The following is a 17,987-nucleotide window of genomic DNA, read 5'->3' as shown; positions in this document are numbered from 1 at the left end:
GAGTCCGGTCGTGCCGGAGGCGCGCGATCCGGCGCCTCGCCAGACGCTGTGCCTACTGATCAGCTCGTTCATACCGTCTCCTCGGCCGGTGGCTCCGCCGGGCTCGCGCCTCTCCCGCGTCTCACTCCGGACAGGGCGGCGGTCAGGTCTCTCCGATCCACGAGGGCGGCGACGAGGACCCCCGCGACCACGGCGGTCAGACCGGCGAGAGCGGCCGTCAGGAGCCCGCCCCACGGGCCCTCGCCTGACAGGGGAAGCCGCGCGGCCGCCGCGCCCGCGAGGAAGCCCGCGCCCCCGCCCAGCAGGGCGGCCAGACCGGCCCGCGGGACGCCGTGAACGGCCCGCGCCCCTCGCGCCCGCACGACCGAGGCCAGCAGCAGCCCTGCCCCTACCGTCATGCCGGCCGCCTGGCCGAGTGCGAGCCCGCCCAGGCCCCAGCCGTCCGGCAGTACGAGGACGAACGCCACCTGGGCCACGGCCACGACCAGCCATCCGGCGACCTGCCCCCGGGCCGCCGCTCTGCCCTGTCCCGCCGCGTACAGCACCCGGCTGAGGTGAGCCACCAGGCCATACCCGATGAGCCCCGGCGCGAACAGCGCGATCCCCCGGGCGAAGTCCGCTGCGGCGACCGCGGTGTCGGCCCGGGCGAGGAAGACGTGCGCGACCGGTTCCGCGACCGCGGCGAGCGCACCGGCCGCCAGGCCGCAGACCAGCACGACCGCGCGTGTCGTCCGCGCCGCCAGTGCCGCGAAGCCGTCGCCCCCGCCTCCGTCCCCGCCCCCGTCCGCGTCCTCGGCCTGCGCCCGGGCGGCGAGCGCGGGGAACGCGCTGGTCGCGATGGGCACCGCGAGCACGGCGTACGGCACCTGGTAGATCGCCCACGCGTAGTTGTAGGCGGGCAGCGCGCCTCCGCCGACGCGGTTGGCGATGGGAATCAGGATCGCCGCGGCGGCCTGCTGGGCGACCAGCGCGCTCAGCCCGGCCAGAGCGAGCCGCCGCACCTGTACGGCGACGCCCTCGGGAAAGCGGAGCGTGGGCCGCCACCGCAGGCCGAGCCGCCACGTGGGCCCGGCCACGGTGACGACCAGAGCCAGCACGCCGAGCGTCGTGCCCGCAGACAGCGCGATCTCGGCCGGCGCGGGCACCGCGGCGGGGTCCTTGTGACCGCCGCTGAGCGGCCCGAAGGCCAGGTAGGCGATGATGACCACCACGCTCGACACCAGCGGCGCCAGCGCCGGCCCCGAGAAGCGGCGATGGGCCTGCAGCACGCCGTAGAGCACCACGGCCATGCCGTACAACGGGATCTGCGGCGCGAACACGACCAGCATGCGCGCGGCGACGGCAGCCACCTGGCCCACGTCGCAGTGCTCCACCTCGGAGCCGACGAGCAGGCGCGCCACCGGCGCCGCGACCAGCGCGGTCAGCGCCGCGAGCGGCACCAGCAGCACGATCACCCAGGTCAGCAACGCGGAGGCGATCCGGCCGACCTCCGCACGCGCCCCGCCGTCCGATCTGGCGGCGGCGCCGGCGAGCACCGGGACGACCATCCCGGCGAGTGCGCCGCCCACCACGACCTCGAACACGATGTTCGGCACGTTGTTGGCCGTGTAGTAGGCGGTGGCCAGGCAGTTCGTGCCGACCGTGCGCGCGAACGCCAGTTGCTTGGCGAAGCCGGTCACCCGCGCCAGGACCGTGATGACCCCGATGAGGACCGCCGCCCCCGCGATCCCCGCCCCGAGCCGTCTAACCATTCCGCTTACCCATGCCGGTGCCGCACGCCTCCGCGGACGGCCCTGGTCGTCCAGGTCACCCGTGCGACCCCGGCGAGCCGGGGGCGGTCTGGGGAGCGCGGCGGCCGAGCATGTCCAGGCGGTTGAGCACCCGGTTGCCGGCGATGACCTTGGTGAAGCTGACCTTCTCCGAGGCGGCGGTGAGAGCGGCGACGACACCGAGGGCGGCGATCCGGCCGGGCCTGCCCAGCCGGGCCGTGGCCGCCAGGCCGAGCAGCGCGCCGAGCGCGTTCGCCCCGGCGTCGCCGAGCATCGCCCGCTCGCCCAGGTCCTCGGGCAGCAGCGCCGCCGCCGCGCCCAGCGGGACGGCGGTCAACGCGGCGGCCTGACGGGAGCGCGGGCCGTAGGGCGCGGCAATCGAGGCGGCCAGCAGGGGGACCCCGGCGAGCAGCCCCACCTTGATCGCGCGGCCGGGCCGCAGGTCGAACAGGTTGGCCAGATTGGCGCTGCCAGCGATCAGCGCGCCGTCGACGAGCGTGTCGAGGGACCGCGCCACCACGCCCTCACCCTGGGCGTGCCGGGGGGCGAGGACCGCCGCGGCGAGCCCGGTCGCGCCGATGCCGAGGATCTTGACCGCTCCGCTGGTCACCTCGCCGCGTGCGAGCGCGGCCAGATGGCCCTTGAACCCCTTCGACGAGGTCGTGCCGAACAGGTCGTCGTACGCGCCGAGGACGCCGCTGCCCGCGCCGGCGAGCACGGCGGCCGCGCGGGCGCGTACCGGGAGGCCGGGGGCGAGGGCGGAGGCGGCCACGGCGCCGGCGGCGAACGCGGGGCCCTCCAGCAGCGTGACCGGCTCGCCCCGATGGTTGACCCGGGTCCAGTACTCGTCGGCGGTCTTCTCGTCGCCGATCGGCGGGCGGCGCCGGAAAGCGGCGAAGGCGGCGCGCGCGGCGGCCGCGCCGAGCGCGGCGCCGACGGCGGCTCCGAGCACCGCGGCGGCGCGGGTGCCGGCCTGGGGACGTCTGGCCACGGCTGTTGCCCTTCTCTACGTGTTCGTCAGGCGTGATGTGCCGGTCGGCGGCTCAGCCCCGGCTCGCCGCCGGGGTGGGGGTCTGGCTGGGCGCGGTCACCGTGGGCTCGAACGCCGTCGCGCCGCTGCCGATGCCGTACGAGCCCGAACGGCCAGCCAGTTGCTCCCGCAGAGCGTAGACCACCACGACACGGCCTGCGGCGAAATCGACGGTGTCGACGGTCGAGACCGCCGAGGCCACGCCGCCGGTGTCGTGCAGCGCCGCGATGACGCCGCCGTTGGCGGAGGCGGTGACGGTGCCCGCCAGGACGGTGCCGAGAGCGCCGCTGTCGAGGCCGGCCGCGACCGAGACGAGCGCGTTCGTCTGCCGGTCGGCGTCCTCCCCCTCGTACGGCTGGGCCGGCGCGAGCACGATGGCCATCGTCGCCCGCTGCTCGGGGTCGCCGTTCAGAGTCAGGAAGTCGCCCGCCTGGAACGCCTCGAGCACGCCGGTGGCCGCGGGGTTGGCCCGGCCCGCCTGCGCGCGGTCGTTGGTCACGATCGCGCCGGCGAGCATCGCGGCGGCCTTGTCGTACGGCGTGGCCCCGTCGGGGAAAGCGGTGCCGGCCGGGGCGAGGTTGGTGGCCAGCCCGTCCACCACGCTCGCCTGCTCGGCCTCGACGAACTTCTCGGTCAGGCTGACCCTGCCGGCGTAGGAGGCGCCCGCGCTCGTGACGAGCTTCTCGATCGGGTCGCGCAGGGCGGCCGACGCACCGGGAGCCTCGACGAGCACGACGCGCTCCCCCGCGAGCTGGCCGCGCACGAGCTCGGGCAGGTGGGTCGTGACCAGCGAGTCGCCGCCCTCCTCGCGCGTCTGCAGCTGCGAGATCTGCGTCAGGTATTTCTCGTTGGCCTGCCGCAGCGACGCGGTCATCTCCTCGGCCGACTTGAAGAACGTGGGCTCGAGCACGGTGCTGCCCAGCACGATGCCGACCGTGAGCGCGAGGAAGATCGCCACGATCGAGACGAGGTGATAACGGAAATCGATCACGAGAAGAGTCCGACCAGCCAGAAGATGAAGCCGTTCCAGGCCACGCGCAGGCCGTTCAGCCACACCTGACCAATCGGCGATACCGAGAGGACCACGCCGATCGTGACCAGCGTGGTGGCCACGAGCAGCAACAGGGAGGGCGTGGAGATCCGGCTGCGGTAGAGCCTGCTCACGCCCTTGGCGTCCACGAGCTTGCTGCCCACCCGCAGGCGGGTGAGGAAGGTGCTCGCCGCGCCCGACCTGCCCTTGTCCAGGAACTCGTCGAGCGTCCAGTGGGTGCCGACCGCGACGATCAGCGTGGCGCCCTTGTCGTCGGCCAGGAGCATCGCGATGTCCTCGCTCGTCCCGGTCGCGGGGAACACGACCGCCTCCTGGCCCAGCTTGCGCACCCGCTCGAGCCCCGGCGCCCGCCCGTCGCGATAGGCGTGGACGACCAGTTCGGCGCCGCAGCACAGCGCCTTCTCCGAGACGGAGTCGAAGTCGCCCACGATGATGTCGGGCACGTACCCGGCCTCGAGCAGCGCGTCCGCCCCGCCGTCCACGCCGATCAGCACCGGGCGGTACTCCCGGATGTACGGCCGCAGCGTGGCGATGTCCTCCTTGTAGTGGTAACCCCGCACCACGATGAGGGCGTGGCGGTTCTCCAGGGAGGTACGGATGTCGGGCACGCCGACCCCGTCGATCAGAAGGTCGCGCTCGCGCCGGACGTACTCCATCGTGTTCGCGGCGAAGGCCTCGATCTGGACGGCGAGGCCCGCGCGCGCCTCGGTCATCGCCGCTTCGACGCTCTCGGCGGTCTGCGGCTCCCCCTTGCCGACGAGTTCCTCGCCGAGGTAGACCATGCCGTCGTGGACGCGGACGACCTCGCCGTCGGCGATCCGCTCGAACAGTTCCGGCGACGCGTTGTCGATCAGAGGGATGCCCGCGTCGATCAGGATCTGCGGCCCGAGGTTGGGGTAACGGCCGCTGATGCTCGCGGCGACGTTGACCACGGCCGCCACGCCGCACGCGACGAGAGCCTCCCCGCTGACCCGGTCGATGTCGACGTGATCGATAATCGCGATTTCCCCGGGCTTGAGGCGCTTGGTCAGCCTCTTCGTCCGCCTGTCGATTCTCGCCACTGCCGTCACCCCGGGAAGGCCGTCGGCCTTCCTGCGGCGGAGGCCCGGAACATTCAAGCTCGGGACCTTCATCATGACCATCCTGCCAGAGGCGGCGACCGCCACGCTTCCACACCCCACGGCTCGTCTGAATTGTCACTGCAAGTCAGGGATGTTGCCGAGGTGCGCCGACCGGGGGCAGCCGAGCCAACGCACACCTTCCGCGACGCCGTCCGCCCCCCGTTCCTCCGCCCCCTCGTTGCCGGGGCTTGACTGCTTCCCGGCGCGCCCTGCTCCAAACGTCACCCCCGCGCGCGCCCCGCCGAGTGTACGCGCTGGACGGGCCGGCGGCGGCGAGCCGCGGCAGGTCCAGCAGGCTCGCCCCGGCCCGGCATCTGCGCGATTTCGCGCTGCCGCAACCGCGAGCCCCCCGCGCGCGAAACCGCACCGCGCCTACACCGCGCCTACACCGCGCCTACACCGCGCCTGCACCGCACCGCCTGCACCGCACCGCCTGCACCGCACCGCGCCTGCACGGCACCGCGCAGTGGCCGGCGACGGCCGCAGCCCTCAGCCGGCGGCGCGGCGGCCCCCGCGCCTGGTCGCCCCCGGGGACGCCTTCTCCCAGGCGGCCTTGTCGGCGGCAGCGATGGACAGCAGCTCGGCGGCGTGCGCCCGGCCGAGCTCGGAGTCCTCCAGGCCGGCGAGCATCCGCGACAGCTCCCGCTCGCGGCCCTCCTGGTCGAGCGTCACGACGCCGCTGCGGACCACCCTGCCGTCGCTCGCCTTCTCGACCACGAGGTGCTGGTCGGCGAAGGCCGCCACCTGCGGCAGGTGGGTGACCACGATGACCTGCGCCGTCCTGGCGAGCTTGGCCAGCCGCCTGCCGATCTCCACGGCCGCCTTGCCGCCCACCCCCGCGTCGACCTCGTCGAACACGAACGTCGGAACGGGGTCGGCACCGGCGAAGACCACCTCGATGGCGAGCATCACCCGGCTCAGCTCGCCGCCGGAGGCGCCCTTCGTCAGCGGCAGCGGCGGCGCGGCGGGATGGGATGCCAGCCGGAGCTCGACCTCGTCCACACCGTGCGGGCCGAAACCGTCGGTGGCGGTGATCGCCACGCTCACCCGGGCGTGCGGCATGGCGAGCGCGGTCAGCTCCTCGGTCACCGCCTGGCCGAACCGGTCGGCCGCCGCGGTGCGGATCGCCGTCAGCTCACCGGCCAGCTCGCCCAGCCGCTCGGTGAGTTCACCGTGCTCCCGTGTCAGCTCCTCGATGCGCTCGTCGTCGCCTTCGAGCTCCGTCAGCCTCTCGGCGGCCCGCTGCGCCCACGCGAGAACCGCCGTGACGTCCTCGCCGTACTTGCGCATGAGCCCGTTCAGCGCCGCCCTGCGCTCCTGCACGGCGGCCAGCCGCGCCGGGTCGGCCTCGACCGACTCGGCGTACGCGGCCAGCTCGGTCGCCACGTCGGAGACCAGGTAACCGGCCTCGGCCAGGCGGTCGGCGAGCCCGGCGAGCGCGGGGTCGAAGTCGCGCACGGACTCCACGGCCGCCTTCGCGTGACCGAGCAGCGACACGGCGTCCTGCACGTCCTGCGCGCTCGACATCGGATCGCCGAGCAGCGCCGCGTGAGCGGTCGTGGCGGCGGTGCGCAACGCGTCGGCATGCGAGAGCCGCTCGGCCTCCTCCTTCAGCTCGGCGTCCTCCCCCGCCCTGGGCTCGACCTTCTCGATCTCCTCCAGGCCGAACCGCAGCACGTCGGCCTCCTGCGCCCGCTCCCTGGCCTTGACGGTCAGCTCGTGGAGCAGCTCGCCCACCTGCTTGTGCCGCTTGTAGGCCTGCTCGTAGGCCCGCAGGGGTTTGACCAGCTCGTCACCGGCGTAGCGGTCGAGCGCCGCGCGCTGCCTGCCGGGCTGCAGCAGCCGCTGCTGGTCCATCTGCCCGTGCACGGCCACGAGGTCGTCGGCGATGTACGTCAACGTGCCCACGGGCACCGCACGGCCGCCCAGCCAGGCGCGGGAGCGGCCCTCCGCGGAGACCGAGCGGGAGATGATGAGCTGCCCGTCCTCGACCTCGCCGCCGACGTCGGCGACCTGCTGGGCCACGCGGCCCCCGGGCTCGATCACGAGCGTGCCCTCGATCAGCGCCTTGTCGGCGCCCGGCCGGACCCTGGCCGGGTCGGCCCGCCCCCCGAACAGCAGGCCTAGACCGGTGACGACCATCGTCTTGCCGGCCCCCGTCTCACCCGTGACGACGGTGAATCCCGGTGACAGCTCCAGTACGGCCTCGTCGATCACGCCGAGCCCCTGGATGCGGACCTCCTCGACCCGTGGCCGCACTGGTCCCTCCCGTTTTGCCGACCGAACTCGCCAGAGATCCTACGCGTAACTCGTCAAGATTTTCGAGGACAGCGTGTCCGGACCGCGACCCGAACGAGAATCTGTGGACACGAAAGCCCTGCTCACCCGGCATATCACCATCAACCACCACAACTCGCTGTGGACCACGGCGCGTCTCGCGGTCAACCGGAGCGTACGCGGCCCCGCCAGCCCTGCACCGGCAATCCGAACTTCGCGACCAGGCGGTCGGTGAAGGGCGCGCCTGTGGTCTCCACGCCGAGCAGGCGGGCCAGCCGTACGGGCACCTCGCCCCTGCGGACCTCCACGCGGGCGCCGGGCGGGATGTCGAAACGGCGGCGGCCGTCGCACCACAGCACACCGGCGCTGGTGTCGGGGAGGATCTCCAGCGCGAGCGTGGACTTCGGCGACACCACCATCGGCCGGGCGAACAGGGCGTGGGCGCTGTTGGGCACCAGGAGCAGCGCCTCCACCTCGGGCCACACGACCGGACCGCCCGCCGAGAAGGCGTACGCCGTCGAACCGGTGGGGGTCGCGCAGATCACGCCGTCGCACCCCCAGCGCGACAGCGGCCGGCCGTCGATCTCCGCGACGACCTCCAGCATGCGGTCCTTCTTCTCGACCGACGCCTCGTTGAGCGCCCAGGTCCGCGCGAGCACCGAGCCGTTCAGGCGCACGACGACCTCGATCGTCATGCGCTCCTCGACCTCGTAGCGGCCCTCGACCACCAGGTCCACCACGGACGACAGGTCCTCCACCTCCGCCTCGGCGAGGAAGCCCACATGCCCCAGGTTCACGCCGAGCAGCGGCACCGCGGCCGGGCGGGCCATCTCGGCGGCGCGCAGCAGCGTGCCGTCACCGCCGAGGACGATGATCAGCTCGGCCTCCTCCAGCGCCGCCCCGTTGTCCGGGACCACCTCGGCGTGGGCGCAGCCGAGCTCCTCGGCCTCCTCGTCGAGCACCCGGACGTTGATGCCCGCCTCGATCAGCCGTTCCATCACCAGGCGGGCGCTGCGCACGGCCGCCTCCCGGCCCGTGTGCGCCGTGACCAGGACGGTCCTCTTGGCGTCCGCCCGGTCGTCCGTCGCGCCGCCCGTGCTCATCGCGCTCATCGTCTCCACGCCTCGCCGCCCGCGCTCACCGGGGCCCCTCCGCGACCGCCGTGTCGATGGCCGCGTCCACGTCGGGCACGGGGTCGTGTCCCGGCCCCTTCCCGAGCCACAGAACGTATTCCACGTTCCCCGACGGCCCCGGCAGCGGGCTCGCCGTCACGCCCTTCACGGTCAGGCCCAGCGAGCCCGCCGCCGCAGCGACGTCCCGCACCGCCTCCGCCCGCAGAGCCGGGTCGCGTACGACGCCTCCCGAGCCCACGCGCTCCTTGCCCACCTCGAACTGCGGCTTGACCAGCATCGCGAACTCCGCCACCTCGGCCGCGCAGCGCACCAGGGCCGGGAGGACGAGCCGGAGGGAGATGAAGGACAGGTCTCCCACGATCAGCGTCGGCGGCTCGCCCACCATCTCCGGGGTCAGGTCGCGCACGTTGACCCGCTCCATCACCGTGACCCGCTCGTCCGTACGCAGCGACCAGGCGAGCTGGCCGTATCCCACGTCGACCGCGAGCACGTGGGCGGCGCCGTGCCTGAGCAGCACGTCGGTGAAGCCGCCGGTCGAGGCTCCCGCGTCGAGGCACCGGCGCCCCTCGACGCGGAGCCCTTCGAACGCACGCAGCGCGCCGAGCAGCTTGTGCGCGCCCCTGGACACGTAGTCGGGTCCCTCGGCCGTCTCGGCGACAACGATGGGGGCGGCGGTGTCCACCTGCGTGGCCGCCTTGCCCGCCACCCGTCCTCCGACGCTGACCCGGCCCGCCTCGATGAGCTGGGCCGCCTGCTCTCTGGACCGGGCGAGCCCGCGGCGTACGAGTTCGCTGTCGAGCCGTACGCGCTTCACCGGGCCCGCTCCGCGCCGTCCCGTGCCGTCCGGCCCGGCGTCCGCGTCCCACTCGTGGCGTCCACGGCCGCTCCCGTGGCGCTCACTGATCGTTCTCCCGGCCGCCGTGGGCTTCCGGCTGCCGCCCGTCGGCATCCTCCACGGACGCGAGCACCGATTCGAGGCCGGCGAGGACCTGTTCGAAGACGCCCACATGCTCGGAGACCGGCGCGTGAGCCAGCCGTCCGAGAGGCGACAACGCGGCCTGCACGCCGTCGGCGCCCGAGGCGAGGTGTTCCCCGGCCGCGATCCCGCTGTCCGTCATGGTCCCTTCCTGCTCCGATCAGCTGCCCCCGTCACGCTTGCCTGTCCAGCTTCCCGTGCGCGGCCTCACGCTCGCGCCGGGGCTGGTCGCCTCGACGCTATCGGACGCCACCGACGATCGTGCGCCATCCGGCCCTTCCACGGGGAGCACGGGCCTGCCACCGCGTGATCTCGCCTCAAGTCCTGAGCGAGGCCACCCACACCTCGCCGTCCCTTTGGTTGCGAAATCTACGGCTCGCGGACCGCCGAACTCGTGCCGTTGCCTTTCCATGACCCGACGCGGATTTCGCGCGGGCCGCCCGTGGAAAGCTACTGTCGGTAGGTAGAGGGGAATCACATCGTCGACCGGTGATCCGTGCGCGGTTCGCAAGGAGACATGGTCCGCGGAGACACGGTCCGTGAGGAGAAAGGCAGGCGCATGGCGACCGTCGAGGAATGCCGGGCGGCGCTGGACAAACTCGTCGAGCAGTTCGGCGAGATAAGCGAGGAGGACCGTGCCAAGCACGTGGTCGAACGCCGGCTGGCCTGCCGGATCTCCGACCTCGGCGTGACCTTCTACGGCCGCATCCACCGGGGCGGGCTCGACCCCTTCAAGGAGGTGCCCCCGGAGGACGGCCGGCCCGCCGAGGTCAAGCTGACGCTCAAGAGCGAGGACCTGGTCTCGATGGTGAACGGCGAGCTCGACATGGGCCGCGCGCTGCTGGGCGGCCGGGTCAAGATCGACGCGAGCCTCGGCGATCTGCTGCGCCTGCGCAAGCTCCTCTGATACCAGCCCCTCCGACGCGAGTTCCTCTGGCCGCCTCCGCACAGACCACGCCGCACGGAGCATGCCGTACATAGCGGGATCCGGACCGCGAGAACGCGGCGTGTCTGAGCGGGCGGGGTCGCCGGGCCGCGACCTCGAATGCAGGTGGACGGGGTCGCGGGGTGACGACCTGGAACGCGGGCGGACGGCGTTGCGTGGGGCCACGACCTCGAACGCAAAGCGGACGGCGTTGCGGGGCGACGACCTGGAACACGGGCAGACGGCGCTGCGCGGGGCGATCTCGAACGCAGGCGGACGGCGTGACGCATGGTGCGTGCGACGACACCGCCCCCGCGTCGATCAGCGGCCGAGCGCCGCCAGTGCGGCCTTCACCGCGTCCTCGTCCGCTCGGCCGTCCCCCGCCGCCTCCCAGGTGGCGGCGCACGCGGCGCGCAGCCCCTCGACAGGGTCGCCCTCCCCGGCGAGCACGAGTTTCCCGTCCTGCCACACGGCCGTCCAGCCGCCGCAGGTCCAGCCGCCCGATCCACGCCGCACGGGGACCACGGCGGCGTGCAGGCCGGACAGGTCGGCGGCGATGTGAGTGGGGCGGTGGTGAGGCGCGGCGGTGAGCACGTCGAGAGGAGTGGCGACGCCGGTCAGCACGAGCAGGCTGTCGACACCGGCCCGGGTCGCGCCCTCGATGTCGGTGTCGAGCCGGTCGCCGACGATCAGCGGCCTCTCGGCGCGGGTGCGAATCATCGACTCGCGGTGCAACGGCGGCTCCGGCTTGCCCGCGACCACCGGTTCGACGCCGGCCGCGGTGGCGATCACGCGGCTCATCGACCCGTTTCCGGGCTGCTCGCCCCGGCCCGTCGGCATGGTCGTGTCGCCGTTCGCCGCGACGAACCACGCGCCTTGACGTACGGCGAGCGCCCCTTCGCACAGCAGCCCGTAGGACAGGTTGTCGGCGATGCCCTGCACCACGGCGGCGGGCGCGTCCAGGGCCGTGGTCACGGGGCGCAGGCCGTGCTCGCGCAGCGCCATCCGCAGTCCCATGCCGCCCACCACAAGGACGGCCGAGCCCGCCGGTACGTGCTCGGCGACCAGCCGGGCCGCCGCCTGTGCGGACGTCACCACGTCCTGCGGTGCGGCCGGAATGCCGAGATGGCTGAGGTGCTGGGCGATCGCCCCCGGCGTGCGGGACGCGTTGTTCGTCACGAACGCGAGCCGCACGCCCTGGTCCCTGGCCTTCACCAGCGCCTCCGGCGCACAGGGAACCGCGTGTTTACCGAGGTAGACGACACCGTCGAGGTCGAGCAGCAGCGTGTCGTAGGCGTCCACGAGCACGCCGGTGGTTTCTGGCATGTCGGAAGTATGGCCTACGGTCACGCCCGCCTCGCCCGCAGCGTGGCCCTGACCTGCTTCAGCGCGGACACGTAGTGCCGCAGGTCGGGGCGCATCGCGACGGCCACCGCGAGGGGCTCCTGCGCTCCCTCGATGTCACCGCTGCGCCACAGGGACAAGCCGAGACCGAAGTAGGCGTAGTCCTCGGCGGGGTTGGCGTCGACGATCCAGCGGAAGCTGCCCGCGGCCTCGTCGTAACGCTTCGAGTTGAACTGGGCCCGCGCGAGGGCCTCACGGAGGCTGCGCGAGTCCGGCTCGGCCCGTACGGCATGCTCCAGGATCGCCGCCGCCGCGGCCGGGCTGCCCTCTTCGAGCAGTTTCATGCCGCGCTTGAACCACTCATAGACGCCGCCGGAAGGCGTACCGCCCGGATCATTGGAAGAAGCAGAGGCCTCGTTTCGTCCTTCGATCATGGGGTAAGCCCTCCTGCACTCCGATTTCACAAGCAACCGGGCACCGCAGCGTCGGGGAGTCCGGGCACTTATGGCAACATGCCCGGTATGGAGAGTTCTGAACGGGCGGGACTGGTGCTACGTCCGTTCCACGGCGTCCGTTACGCGGTGGACGATCTGGCCGCTGTCACCTCCCCGCCGTACGATCTCATCTCCCCTGACGAACTGCGGGAACTGCTCAGTCGTCATCCGAACAACGTAGTGCGCCTGATCCTTCCCGGGGTCAGCCATTACGGTGAGGCCAGCGCCGCGCTGAGCGAGTGGCTCTCCGACGGGGTGCTGACGGTCGACTCCCTGCCCGGTCTGTACGTGTACGAGCAGAGCGGCGTCGGTTTCCTGCAGCGGGGCCTGATCGGAGGCGTCGGGGTCGGGTCGACCTCGGTCCTTCCGCACGAGAACGTCCTGCCGGAGCCCGTCGCCGACCGGCTCGCCCTGATGCGGGCCACGCAGGCCAACCTCGAGCCGATCTTCCTGTTGTACGAAGGCGGCGGCACCGCCTCCCGGCTCGTCGACGACGTGGCGGCACAGCGTTTCCCTCTTATGGACGTCCGGACCCGTGAGGGCGTGCACCATCGGCTCTGGGCGGTGACCGACCCTCACGAGATCGAAGCCGTCGCGGAGGACCTGCGTGATCGTCAGGCGCTGATCGCGGATGGTCACCATCGTTACGCCACTTACGAGGCGCTGCAGAAGGACCACATCGGCCCCGGCCCCTGGGACTACGGCCTGGCGTACCTGGTCGACTCCACGGTCTACCCGCCCGACCTCAGGGCCATCCACCGGGTCATCCCGGGACTGCCCCTGCAGGAGGCCGCCGCCCGGGCCAAGGGCGCCTGGCAGGTCCACGAGTTCCCCTTGGTCGAAGACGCCCTCGCAGGGCTCGCCACGACGACCGGCCCCGCCTTCGTGCTCGCCGGCGAGGGACCCGCCCATCTTCTGACGGACCCGGACCCGCTGCAGGTCGAGCACGCCATGCCGTCCGGGCAGTCCCCGCGGTGGCGGATGCTCGACACCTCGATCCTCACGACGTTCCTCCTGCCCAGGGTGTGGGGGATCACCGACAGCGAGCAGTCGGTGATGGTCGTGCACCACGACGCGCTCGCCGCCGTCGAGAGGGCGCGCCGGCTCGGCGGGACGGCGGTGCTGCTGAATCCGCTGTCCACGGAGGACGTCCTCACTGTCGCGGCGCAGGGCGAGCGGGTGCCGCGCAAGTCGACCTCGTTCGGTCCCAAGCCCCGTACGGGCCTGGTCATGCGGACCTTCGCCACTGACTGATCACCCCGCCGGCGGGCTCAGCCACGACGGCCTCGTCCCGGTGGCCGCGGGACGACGTCGCCGGAGGGCCGACGGCCTGACCGTCCGAAGAGCCTGCCGGAAGCCCCCCGGGCTTCGCCTCATGTCCGGAGGCACCGGAGGACGCCTCACCACCGGAGGCCGCCTCCTCGGTCACGCCCGCATCGGCGACCGCATCCTCATGATCGGCCTGACCGGTCTCGGCGGCGGTGCCGTCGTCGGCGTGGGGCCTTCTCCTGCGCGGCCTGCCGCGGGGCACGGCCGCTTCGACGCGGCGTGCCGTACGGACCTCGATCTCGTAGCGGCTGCCGCCCCGCCACCAGCGGCGGCGCAGCGCGCCTTCCACCTCCACCAGATCATCGAGTTGCCACCCGGCCAGCATGCCGCGCACGACGTCGTCGAGCGTCGCGCACTCGATCGCGTCCGACCGCTGATGGCCCGAGCGGCCCCCCGGCCTGCGGACCGCGAGACGCCACTGCGTCAGCAGGGCTCCGCTCGGCAGTTCCCGGTGTGCCGGCTCCATGGACAGCCGCCCGGCCAGCACCACCTCGTTGCGGTGCATGTGATCTCCTCTCCGCCGTGGAGATCACTATGCGTGGCCGGGTTGGGTCGGCGCGGCCCTGAATGCCATTCTGTGGATACCGGTTCTAGTTTCAGGAGTGGGCTGTGGACAACGTGACTCCACTCGGCGGCGACGTCTACGAGATCGACACGCGGATGGCGGGCTATTCCGGCATCACCGCGGGCTATCTGATCCTCGGCGACCGCCCCTGCCTCGTCGAGACGGGCACCTCGACCTCGGCTCCCGTGGTCAGGGACGCCCTGTCCTCCCTCGGGGTGGGACCGGACGATCTCGCGACCGTCGTGGTCACCCACATCCACCTGGATCACGCCGGCGGCGTGGGGGACATCGCGAACTACTATCCGTCGGCGGAGATCGTCGTCCATGAGAAGGGCGCCCGCCATCTCGCCGATCCGTCCCGGCTCATGGCGAGCGCCAAGATGGTCTGGGGCGACAAGCTCGACGTACTGTTCGGCACTCTGGCGCCCACCGACGCGGCCCGCATCAGGGCCCTGGGCGACACCGGAACGATCGATCTGGGCAACGGCCGCACCCTGGCGAGCCACTACTCCCCCGGCCATGCCAAGCACCACGTAGGCCTGCTCGACTCGCTCACCGGTGACCTGTACGTGGGCGACGCCGCCGGCGTCTACCTGCCCGAGACCGGAGACCTGCGGCCCGCCACGCCGCCACCGGACTTCGACCTCGACGTGGCCCTCGGCTCGATCGCGCTGTTCACGGCCCTGAAACCGCAGCGGCTGCTGTTCAGCCACTATGGACCGGTGGAGGACGTGCCCTCGACCCTCGAACGGTCGGCCGAGGAGCTCCGGATCTGGGTGGACCTCACCAGACGGGCCAGGGCCGAGGGACTCGACCTCGATCACGCCGTCGCCATGGTGCGCGACCGGACACGGGAGCGGTACGCCGCGCTGCGCGCCGACGAGGCCACCGCCGAGCAGTTCGAGCTGCTGAGCGGCGCGCCGTCGAACGTCGCGGGAATCATGCACTGGCTGGACCGCACCCCGCACTGACTCCCGAACCCCTGAAAGCGCCGCTTCTCCCGACGCAAAGTAAACGGGCGCCGCCGAGGCGGCGCCCGTCCACAACGTCAGGCCTGACGCTTCACCGGATCCTCGGAATCCTCGGGGCCGTCGAGCACGTCACCGAAGTCCGGCTCGATGAACGCGGGACCGTAGGACGGCGCGCTCGTAGCCGAAGGCCGCTCGGCCACCTCATCGGCGTCACGGGCCTCCTCTCCGGCCGATGCCGACGGTACGGCCGGTGCCGACGGTACGGCCGGTGCCGCCGGTGCCGCCGGTACGGCCGGTGCCGCCGGTGCCGCCGGTGCCGCTGGGGCGGCCACCTCGCCGGCCGAGGACGTCACGGCCGCATCGTCGTTCGCGGGCTCGCCGTCCACCGCGTCGTCGGTCAGATCGCCCTCGTCGGAGAGGTCGCCGTCCCGGCCGCCGTCGGAAATGTCCGCGTCGTCCTCCTCGTCCTTGACCGCCTCGCGAATCGCCTCGTCGCCGACTTCCTCTTCATCGTCGGCGAGGTCGTCCAGGAGATCACCGGACTCGGCATCGGACTCGTCGTAGCCCTCTTCCAGGTCCTCGATGAGTCCGCCGGTCAGCTCGGCGTAGCGTTCGGCCGCATCGGTCTCGCCGTCCTCGTCGAACGCCATGGCCCGGGCGAACCAGTCGGTCGCCGCTTCCTCGTGCCCCGCGTCGGCCAGGGCGTCCGCGTACGCGAACGCGAGGCGTGCCGACCACGGCTTCGGCTGAGGATCGCGCAGTTCCGGAACCCGCTGCAGCGTGATCACGGCCGCGTCGTGCTGGCCGAGGTCGCGACGGGCCCCGGACTCCACGATGGCCAGTTCGATCTTGCCCGCGCGGTCCAGCCGTTCGGCCTCACGCGACCGGACGAGGTCGAGCGCCCGCTCGGGCCGCCCGAGCCCACGCTCGCAGTCCGCCATGATCGGCAGGTACTCGTCCGAGCCGGTGATCCGCCTGGCGGCCCGGAGGTCGCCCAGCGCCTCGGCGTACTGACCGGCGTGGTAGGCGGCGATCCCGGTGGCCTCGCGGACCACGCCGATCCTGCCCGCGAAGCGGCGGGCCACCTTGGCGTGCTCGTAGGCCTTCTCCGGCTCCTCCGCACTCAGCGCACGGGCCGCCGCCACAAGGTGGCTGGCCACGAGATCCGCCAAGTCGTTCGGCAGCGAGCGGAGCTCCGCACGCGCCTCCCGGTCCAGCTCGTCCGGCGTGATGTCCGGGTCGAGCGGAGGAATCTCCTCCCGCGTCCTCGGCCTGCTCTGCTCGTCCGGCCTGCCATAGCGGGTACGGCTGCCGCCCCGATCGTCGCGGCTGAAGGGACGTGCCGCGTCGCGGTCGCCGCTGAACGGCCTGGACTCGTCACGGTCCCTGCCGAACGGCCGGGCACCGCGATCGCCATCGAACTGGCGTCGTGGCCGGTCGCCGGAGCCCGACTCACGCCCCCGGAACGTCCGAGCCCCTTCGTCACGGTCGCGGCCCGGCCGCCTGTCGTCGCGGTCCCGGAACGACCCCCCGGGCTTGTCCCCCGGCGTACGGCGCGGCCTGTCGCGGAACGAGTCCCGGTCGCGGTACCGGTCCCCACCGACGTCCTGCCGATCCCCATAGGGGCGCCTGGGCCTGTCCCCGCCGCCTCTGCCGTCGCGGTCGCCGAACGAACGCCGCGGCCGCTCCTCACCGCCGAAGGCGCGATCGGTGCCCCGGTCGCCACCTCGATCGCCGTACGGACGCCGGGGACGGTCCTGCCGCTCGTACCCGCTTCCGCCCCTGTCGTCGCGGCCGTAACCGCGCTCCTGGTCCGTACGTCGCGGCGGGCGGCTGCCGGACCCGTCACGATCATCACGCTCGTACCGAGGCGTGAAGGAGCGGCCTTCCCGGCTCTCCCGACCCTCACGGTTGTCGCGGCCGTCGCGCTCGCGGAAGCCGTAGCGTCCACCGAACCCGCCGCCCTGGCGCTGCGGGCGGTCTCCGTATCCGCCGCCTTCCCGCCGATCCGTGCGGCGCTCACCGTACGGCCGGCTGCCGCGGTCGTCCGACCGGAACGGGCGTCCGCCCCGTTCCTCGCGGTCCCGCGAGCCCTGTCCGCCTCGGAAGCCGTCGCGGTCGCCGTAGGAACGGCGCGGCCGATCGGTACGGAAGGCGTCCCGGTCCTGATAGACGCGCTCCCCGCGTCCTTCGGAGCCTCCGGCTTCCTTACGTCCTTCGTAGCTTCCGGATTCCCGGCGTCCCTCGAAGCCGCCGGCCGCGCGTGGCCGGTCGAAGCTCCGCCCTCCGTCGCGGTCGCGGTATCCGCCGCGGTCGTCGCTTCGGCCACCCGTGCGATCCCCGGTGCCGAAGGGACGGCGACCGCGGTCATCCCGGTCACGATAGCCGCCGCGCCTGTCACGATCCCCATAGGAGCCGGTCGCCCTGTCGTCACGATCACGCGAACCGAACCGTCCCCCGGACGGTCCGCCCTGGTCGCGGTTGCCGCGCCTGTCGGACTGGAACGGGCGCTCGCCGCGTTCGCCGCGGTCGCTCCGGAAGCCTTCTCGCCGCTCTCCATAACGACCGCCGAAGCCGCCGCTTCCTCCGTTACCGCGGAATCCTCCGGAGCGCTCAGCCCGGTTTCTGCTCTCTTCGCGGTTGTCTCCGCCACGGCCCGCGCCGTCGCGCCCGTCTTCTCTGTTCACTTCTGTCCTCTGTTGCTTGCTCACCGCGTCCGGTTCGCCGGCCGCAGGGCTCTGTCTTCCCACTGTCCTGACTTTTGGGGATCCGCCCCATACCCGATGAGTTCCAGGGAAGACACGTTGTTTGCGCCGCAGGTCCGCTGGGATCGCGTCCGCCGCAGCCTTCGCTTCTCGTCCGATGCGACGAAGGCCACCCGTGGTGGGGTGGCCCGGCATTGCCAGCCTAGCGCGCCGTCACCACCGCCCGGGCCTCGACGGGAGCTTTCGTTCCCGTCAACGCGGTTTCCGCAGGGTGAAGACATGGCCTCATAAACACAG

The 17,987-nt window shown here is 72.6% G+C and carries 15 protein-coding genes; 3 read left to right on the top strand and 12 right to left on the bottom strand.

Annotation, left to right across the window (positions count from 1 at the left end):
* Positions 1-68: 68 nt before the first annotated feature.
* From murJ to Msi02_RS31100, 8 genes are all read right to left on the bottom strand, one after another.
* On the bottom strand, positions 69-1,751 hold the full coding sequence (gene murJ / locus Msi02_RS31135) for a murein biosynthesis integral membrane protein MurJ (protein WP_204051516.1): 1,683 nt from the start codon (positions 1,749-1,751) through the stop codon (positions 69-71).
* 55 nt (positions 1,752-1,806) lie between these two features.
* Positions 1,807-2,760 (bottom strand): hypothetical protein, encoded by a 954-nt coding sequence (locus Msi02_RS31130; protein ID WP_239108854.1) that lies wholly within the window; start codon positions 2,758-2,760, stop codon positions 1,807-1,809.
* A gap of 52 nt (positions 2,761-2,812) precedes the next feature.
* On the bottom strand, positions 2,813-3,790 hold the full coding sequence (locus tag Msi02_RS31125; RefSeq protein ID WP_204051515.1) for a copper transporter: 978 nt from the start codon (positions 3,788-3,790) through the stop codon (positions 2,813-2,815).
* On the bottom strand, positions 3,787-4,983 hold the full coding sequence (gene steA / locus Msi02_RS31120) for a putative cytokinetic ring protein SteA (protein ID WP_079319438.1): 1,197 nt from the start codon (positions 4,981-4,983) through the stop codon (positions 3,787-3,789). Before steA ends, Msi02_RS31125 begins: the two co-directional genes overlap by 4 nt.
* 477 nt (positions 4,984-5,460) lie before the next feature.
* Positions 5,461-7,230, bottom strand: a complete 1,770-nt coding sequence (recN, locus tag Msi02_RS31115) for a DNA repair protein RecN (protein ID WP_204051514.1) — start codon at positions 7,228-7,230, stop codon at positions 5,461-5,463.
* A 182-nt stretch (positions 7,231-7,412) separates the two neighbouring features.
* Complete coding sequence (locus Msi02_RS31110; RefSeq protein WP_239108852.1) at positions 7,413-8,360, bottom strand: NAD kinase; 948 nt, start codon at positions 8,358-8,360, stop codon at positions 7,413-7,415.
* Between the two features lie 25 nt (positions 8,361-8,385).
* Positions 8,386-9,195: a TlyA family RNA methyltransferase gene (locus Msi02_RS31105; protein ID WP_239108851.1), complete on the bottom strand. Its 810-nt coding sequence runs from the start codon at positions 9,193-9,195 to the stop codon at positions 8,386-8,388.
* An 82-nt stretch (positions 9,196-9,277) separates the two neighbouring features.
* On the bottom strand, positions 9,278-9,499 hold the full coding sequence (locus tag Msi02_RS31100) for a hypothetical protein (protein WP_204051512.1): 222 nt from the start codon (positions 9,497-9,499) through the stop codon (positions 9,278-9,280).
* A gap of 375 nt (positions 9,500-9,874) precedes the next feature.
* Between Msi02_RS31100 and Msi02_RS31095 the strand changes: the two genes are divergently transcribed.
* On the top strand, positions 9,875-10,264 hold the full coding sequence (locus Msi02_RS31095) for an SCP2 sterol-binding domain-containing protein (RefSeq protein WP_239108850.1): 390 nt from the start codon (positions 9,875-9,877) through the stop codon (positions 10,262-10,264).
* Between the two features lie 339 nt (positions 10,265-10,603).
* Here Msi02_RS31095 and Msi02_RS31090 read toward each other — a convergent pair whose 3' ends face one another.
* Positions 10,604-11,608 (bottom strand): HAD-IIA family hydrolase, encoded by a 1,005-nt coding sequence (locus Msi02_RS31090; protein ID WP_204051511.1) that lies wholly within the window; start codon positions 11,606-11,608, stop codon positions 10,604-10,606.
* A 20-nt stretch (positions 11,609-11,628) separates the two neighbouring features.
* Positions 11,629-11,970, bottom strand: coding sequence for a tetratricopeptide repeat protein (locus Msi02_RS31085; protein ID WP_226873954.1), 342 nt, complete (start codon positions 11,968-11,970; stop codon positions 11,629-11,631).
* A 177-nt stretch (positions 11,971-12,147) separates the two neighbouring features.
* Between Msi02_RS31085 and Msi02_RS31080 the strand changes: the two genes are divergently transcribed.
* Positions 12,148-13,374 (top strand): DUF1015 family protein, encoded by a 1,227-nt coding sequence (locus Msi02_RS31080; protein WP_239108848.1) that lies wholly within the window; start codon positions 12,148-12,150, stop codon positions 13,372-13,374.
* Here Msi02_RS31080 and Msi02_RS31075 read toward each other — a convergent pair.
* Entirely contained in the window at positions 13,349-13,954 is a 606-nt protein-coding gene (locus Msi02_RS31075; protein WP_204051509.1) for a single stranded DNA-binding domain-containing protein, read from the bottom strand. The genes Msi02_RS31080 and Msi02_RS31075 overlap by 26 nt on opposite strands.
* 104 nt (positions 13,955-14,058) lie before the next feature.
* On the opposite strand from Msi02_RS31075, the gene Msi02_RS31070 reads away from it, so the two are divergent.
* Entirely contained in the window at positions 14,059-14,985 is a 927-nt protein-coding gene (locus Msi02_RS31070) for an MBL fold metallo-hydrolase (protein ID WP_239108846.1), read from the top strand.
* Positions 14,986-15,062: 77 nt separating this feature from the next.
* Here the strand turns inward: Msi02_RS31070 and Msi02_RS31065 are convergent, their stop codons facing one another.
* Entirely contained in the window at positions 15,063-16,145 is a 1,083-nt protein-coding gene (locus Msi02_RS31065) for a tetratricopeptide repeat protein (protein WP_239108844.1), read from the bottom strand.
* Positions 16,146-17,987: the final 1,842 nt, after the last annotated feature.

The organism is Microbispora siamensis (assembly GCF_016863095.1).
GTDB classification, from domain to species: Bacteria; Actinomycetota; Actinomycetes; order Streptosporangiales; family Streptosporangiaceae; genus Microbispora; species Microbispora siamensis.
Note: the sequence above shows the minus strand (reverse complement) of the source record. Positions and strands in the feature narration are given on the sequence as shown.

Excerpts from the sequence above, each read along its gene's own strand:
- murJ (WP_204051516.1), bottom strand. The coding sequence starts at position 1,751 with ATGGTTAGACGGCTCGGGGCGGGGATCGCGGGGGCGGCGGTCCTCATC.
- steA (WP_079319438.1), bottom strand. The coding sequence starts at position 4,983 with ATGAAGGTCCCGAGCTTGAATGTTCCGGGCCTCCGCCGCAGGAAGGCC.
- Msi02_RS31110 (WP_239108852.1), bottom strand. The coding sequence starts at position 8,360 with ATGAGCGCGATGAGCACGGGCGGCGCGACGGACGACCGGGCGGACGCC.
- Msi02_RS31100 (WP_204051512.1), bottom strand. The coding sequence starts at position 9,499 with ATGACGGACAGCGGGATCGCGGCCGGGGAACACCTCGCCTCGGGCGCC.
- Msi02_RS31095 (WP_239108850.1), top strand. The coding sequence starts at position 9,875 with ATGGTCCGCGGAGACACGGTCCGTGAGGAGAAAGGCAGGCGCATGGCG.
- Msi02_RS31090 (WP_204051511.1), bottom strand. The coding sequence starts at position 11,608 with ATGCCAGAAACCACCGGCGTGCTCGTGGACGCCTACGACACGCTGCTG.
- Msi02_RS31085 (WP_226873954.1), bottom strand. The coding sequence starts at position 11,970 with ATGAAACTGCTCGAAGAGGGCAGCCCGGCCGCGGCGGCGGCGATCCTG.
- Msi02_RS31080 (WP_239108848.1), top strand. The coding sequence starts at position 12,148 with ATGGAGAGTTCTGAACGGGCGGGACTGGTGCTACGTCCGTTCCACGGC.
- Msi02_RS31075 (WP_204051509.1), bottom strand. The coding sequence starts at position 13,954 with ATGCACCGCAACGAGGTGGTGCTGGCCGGGCGGCTGTCCATGGAGCCG.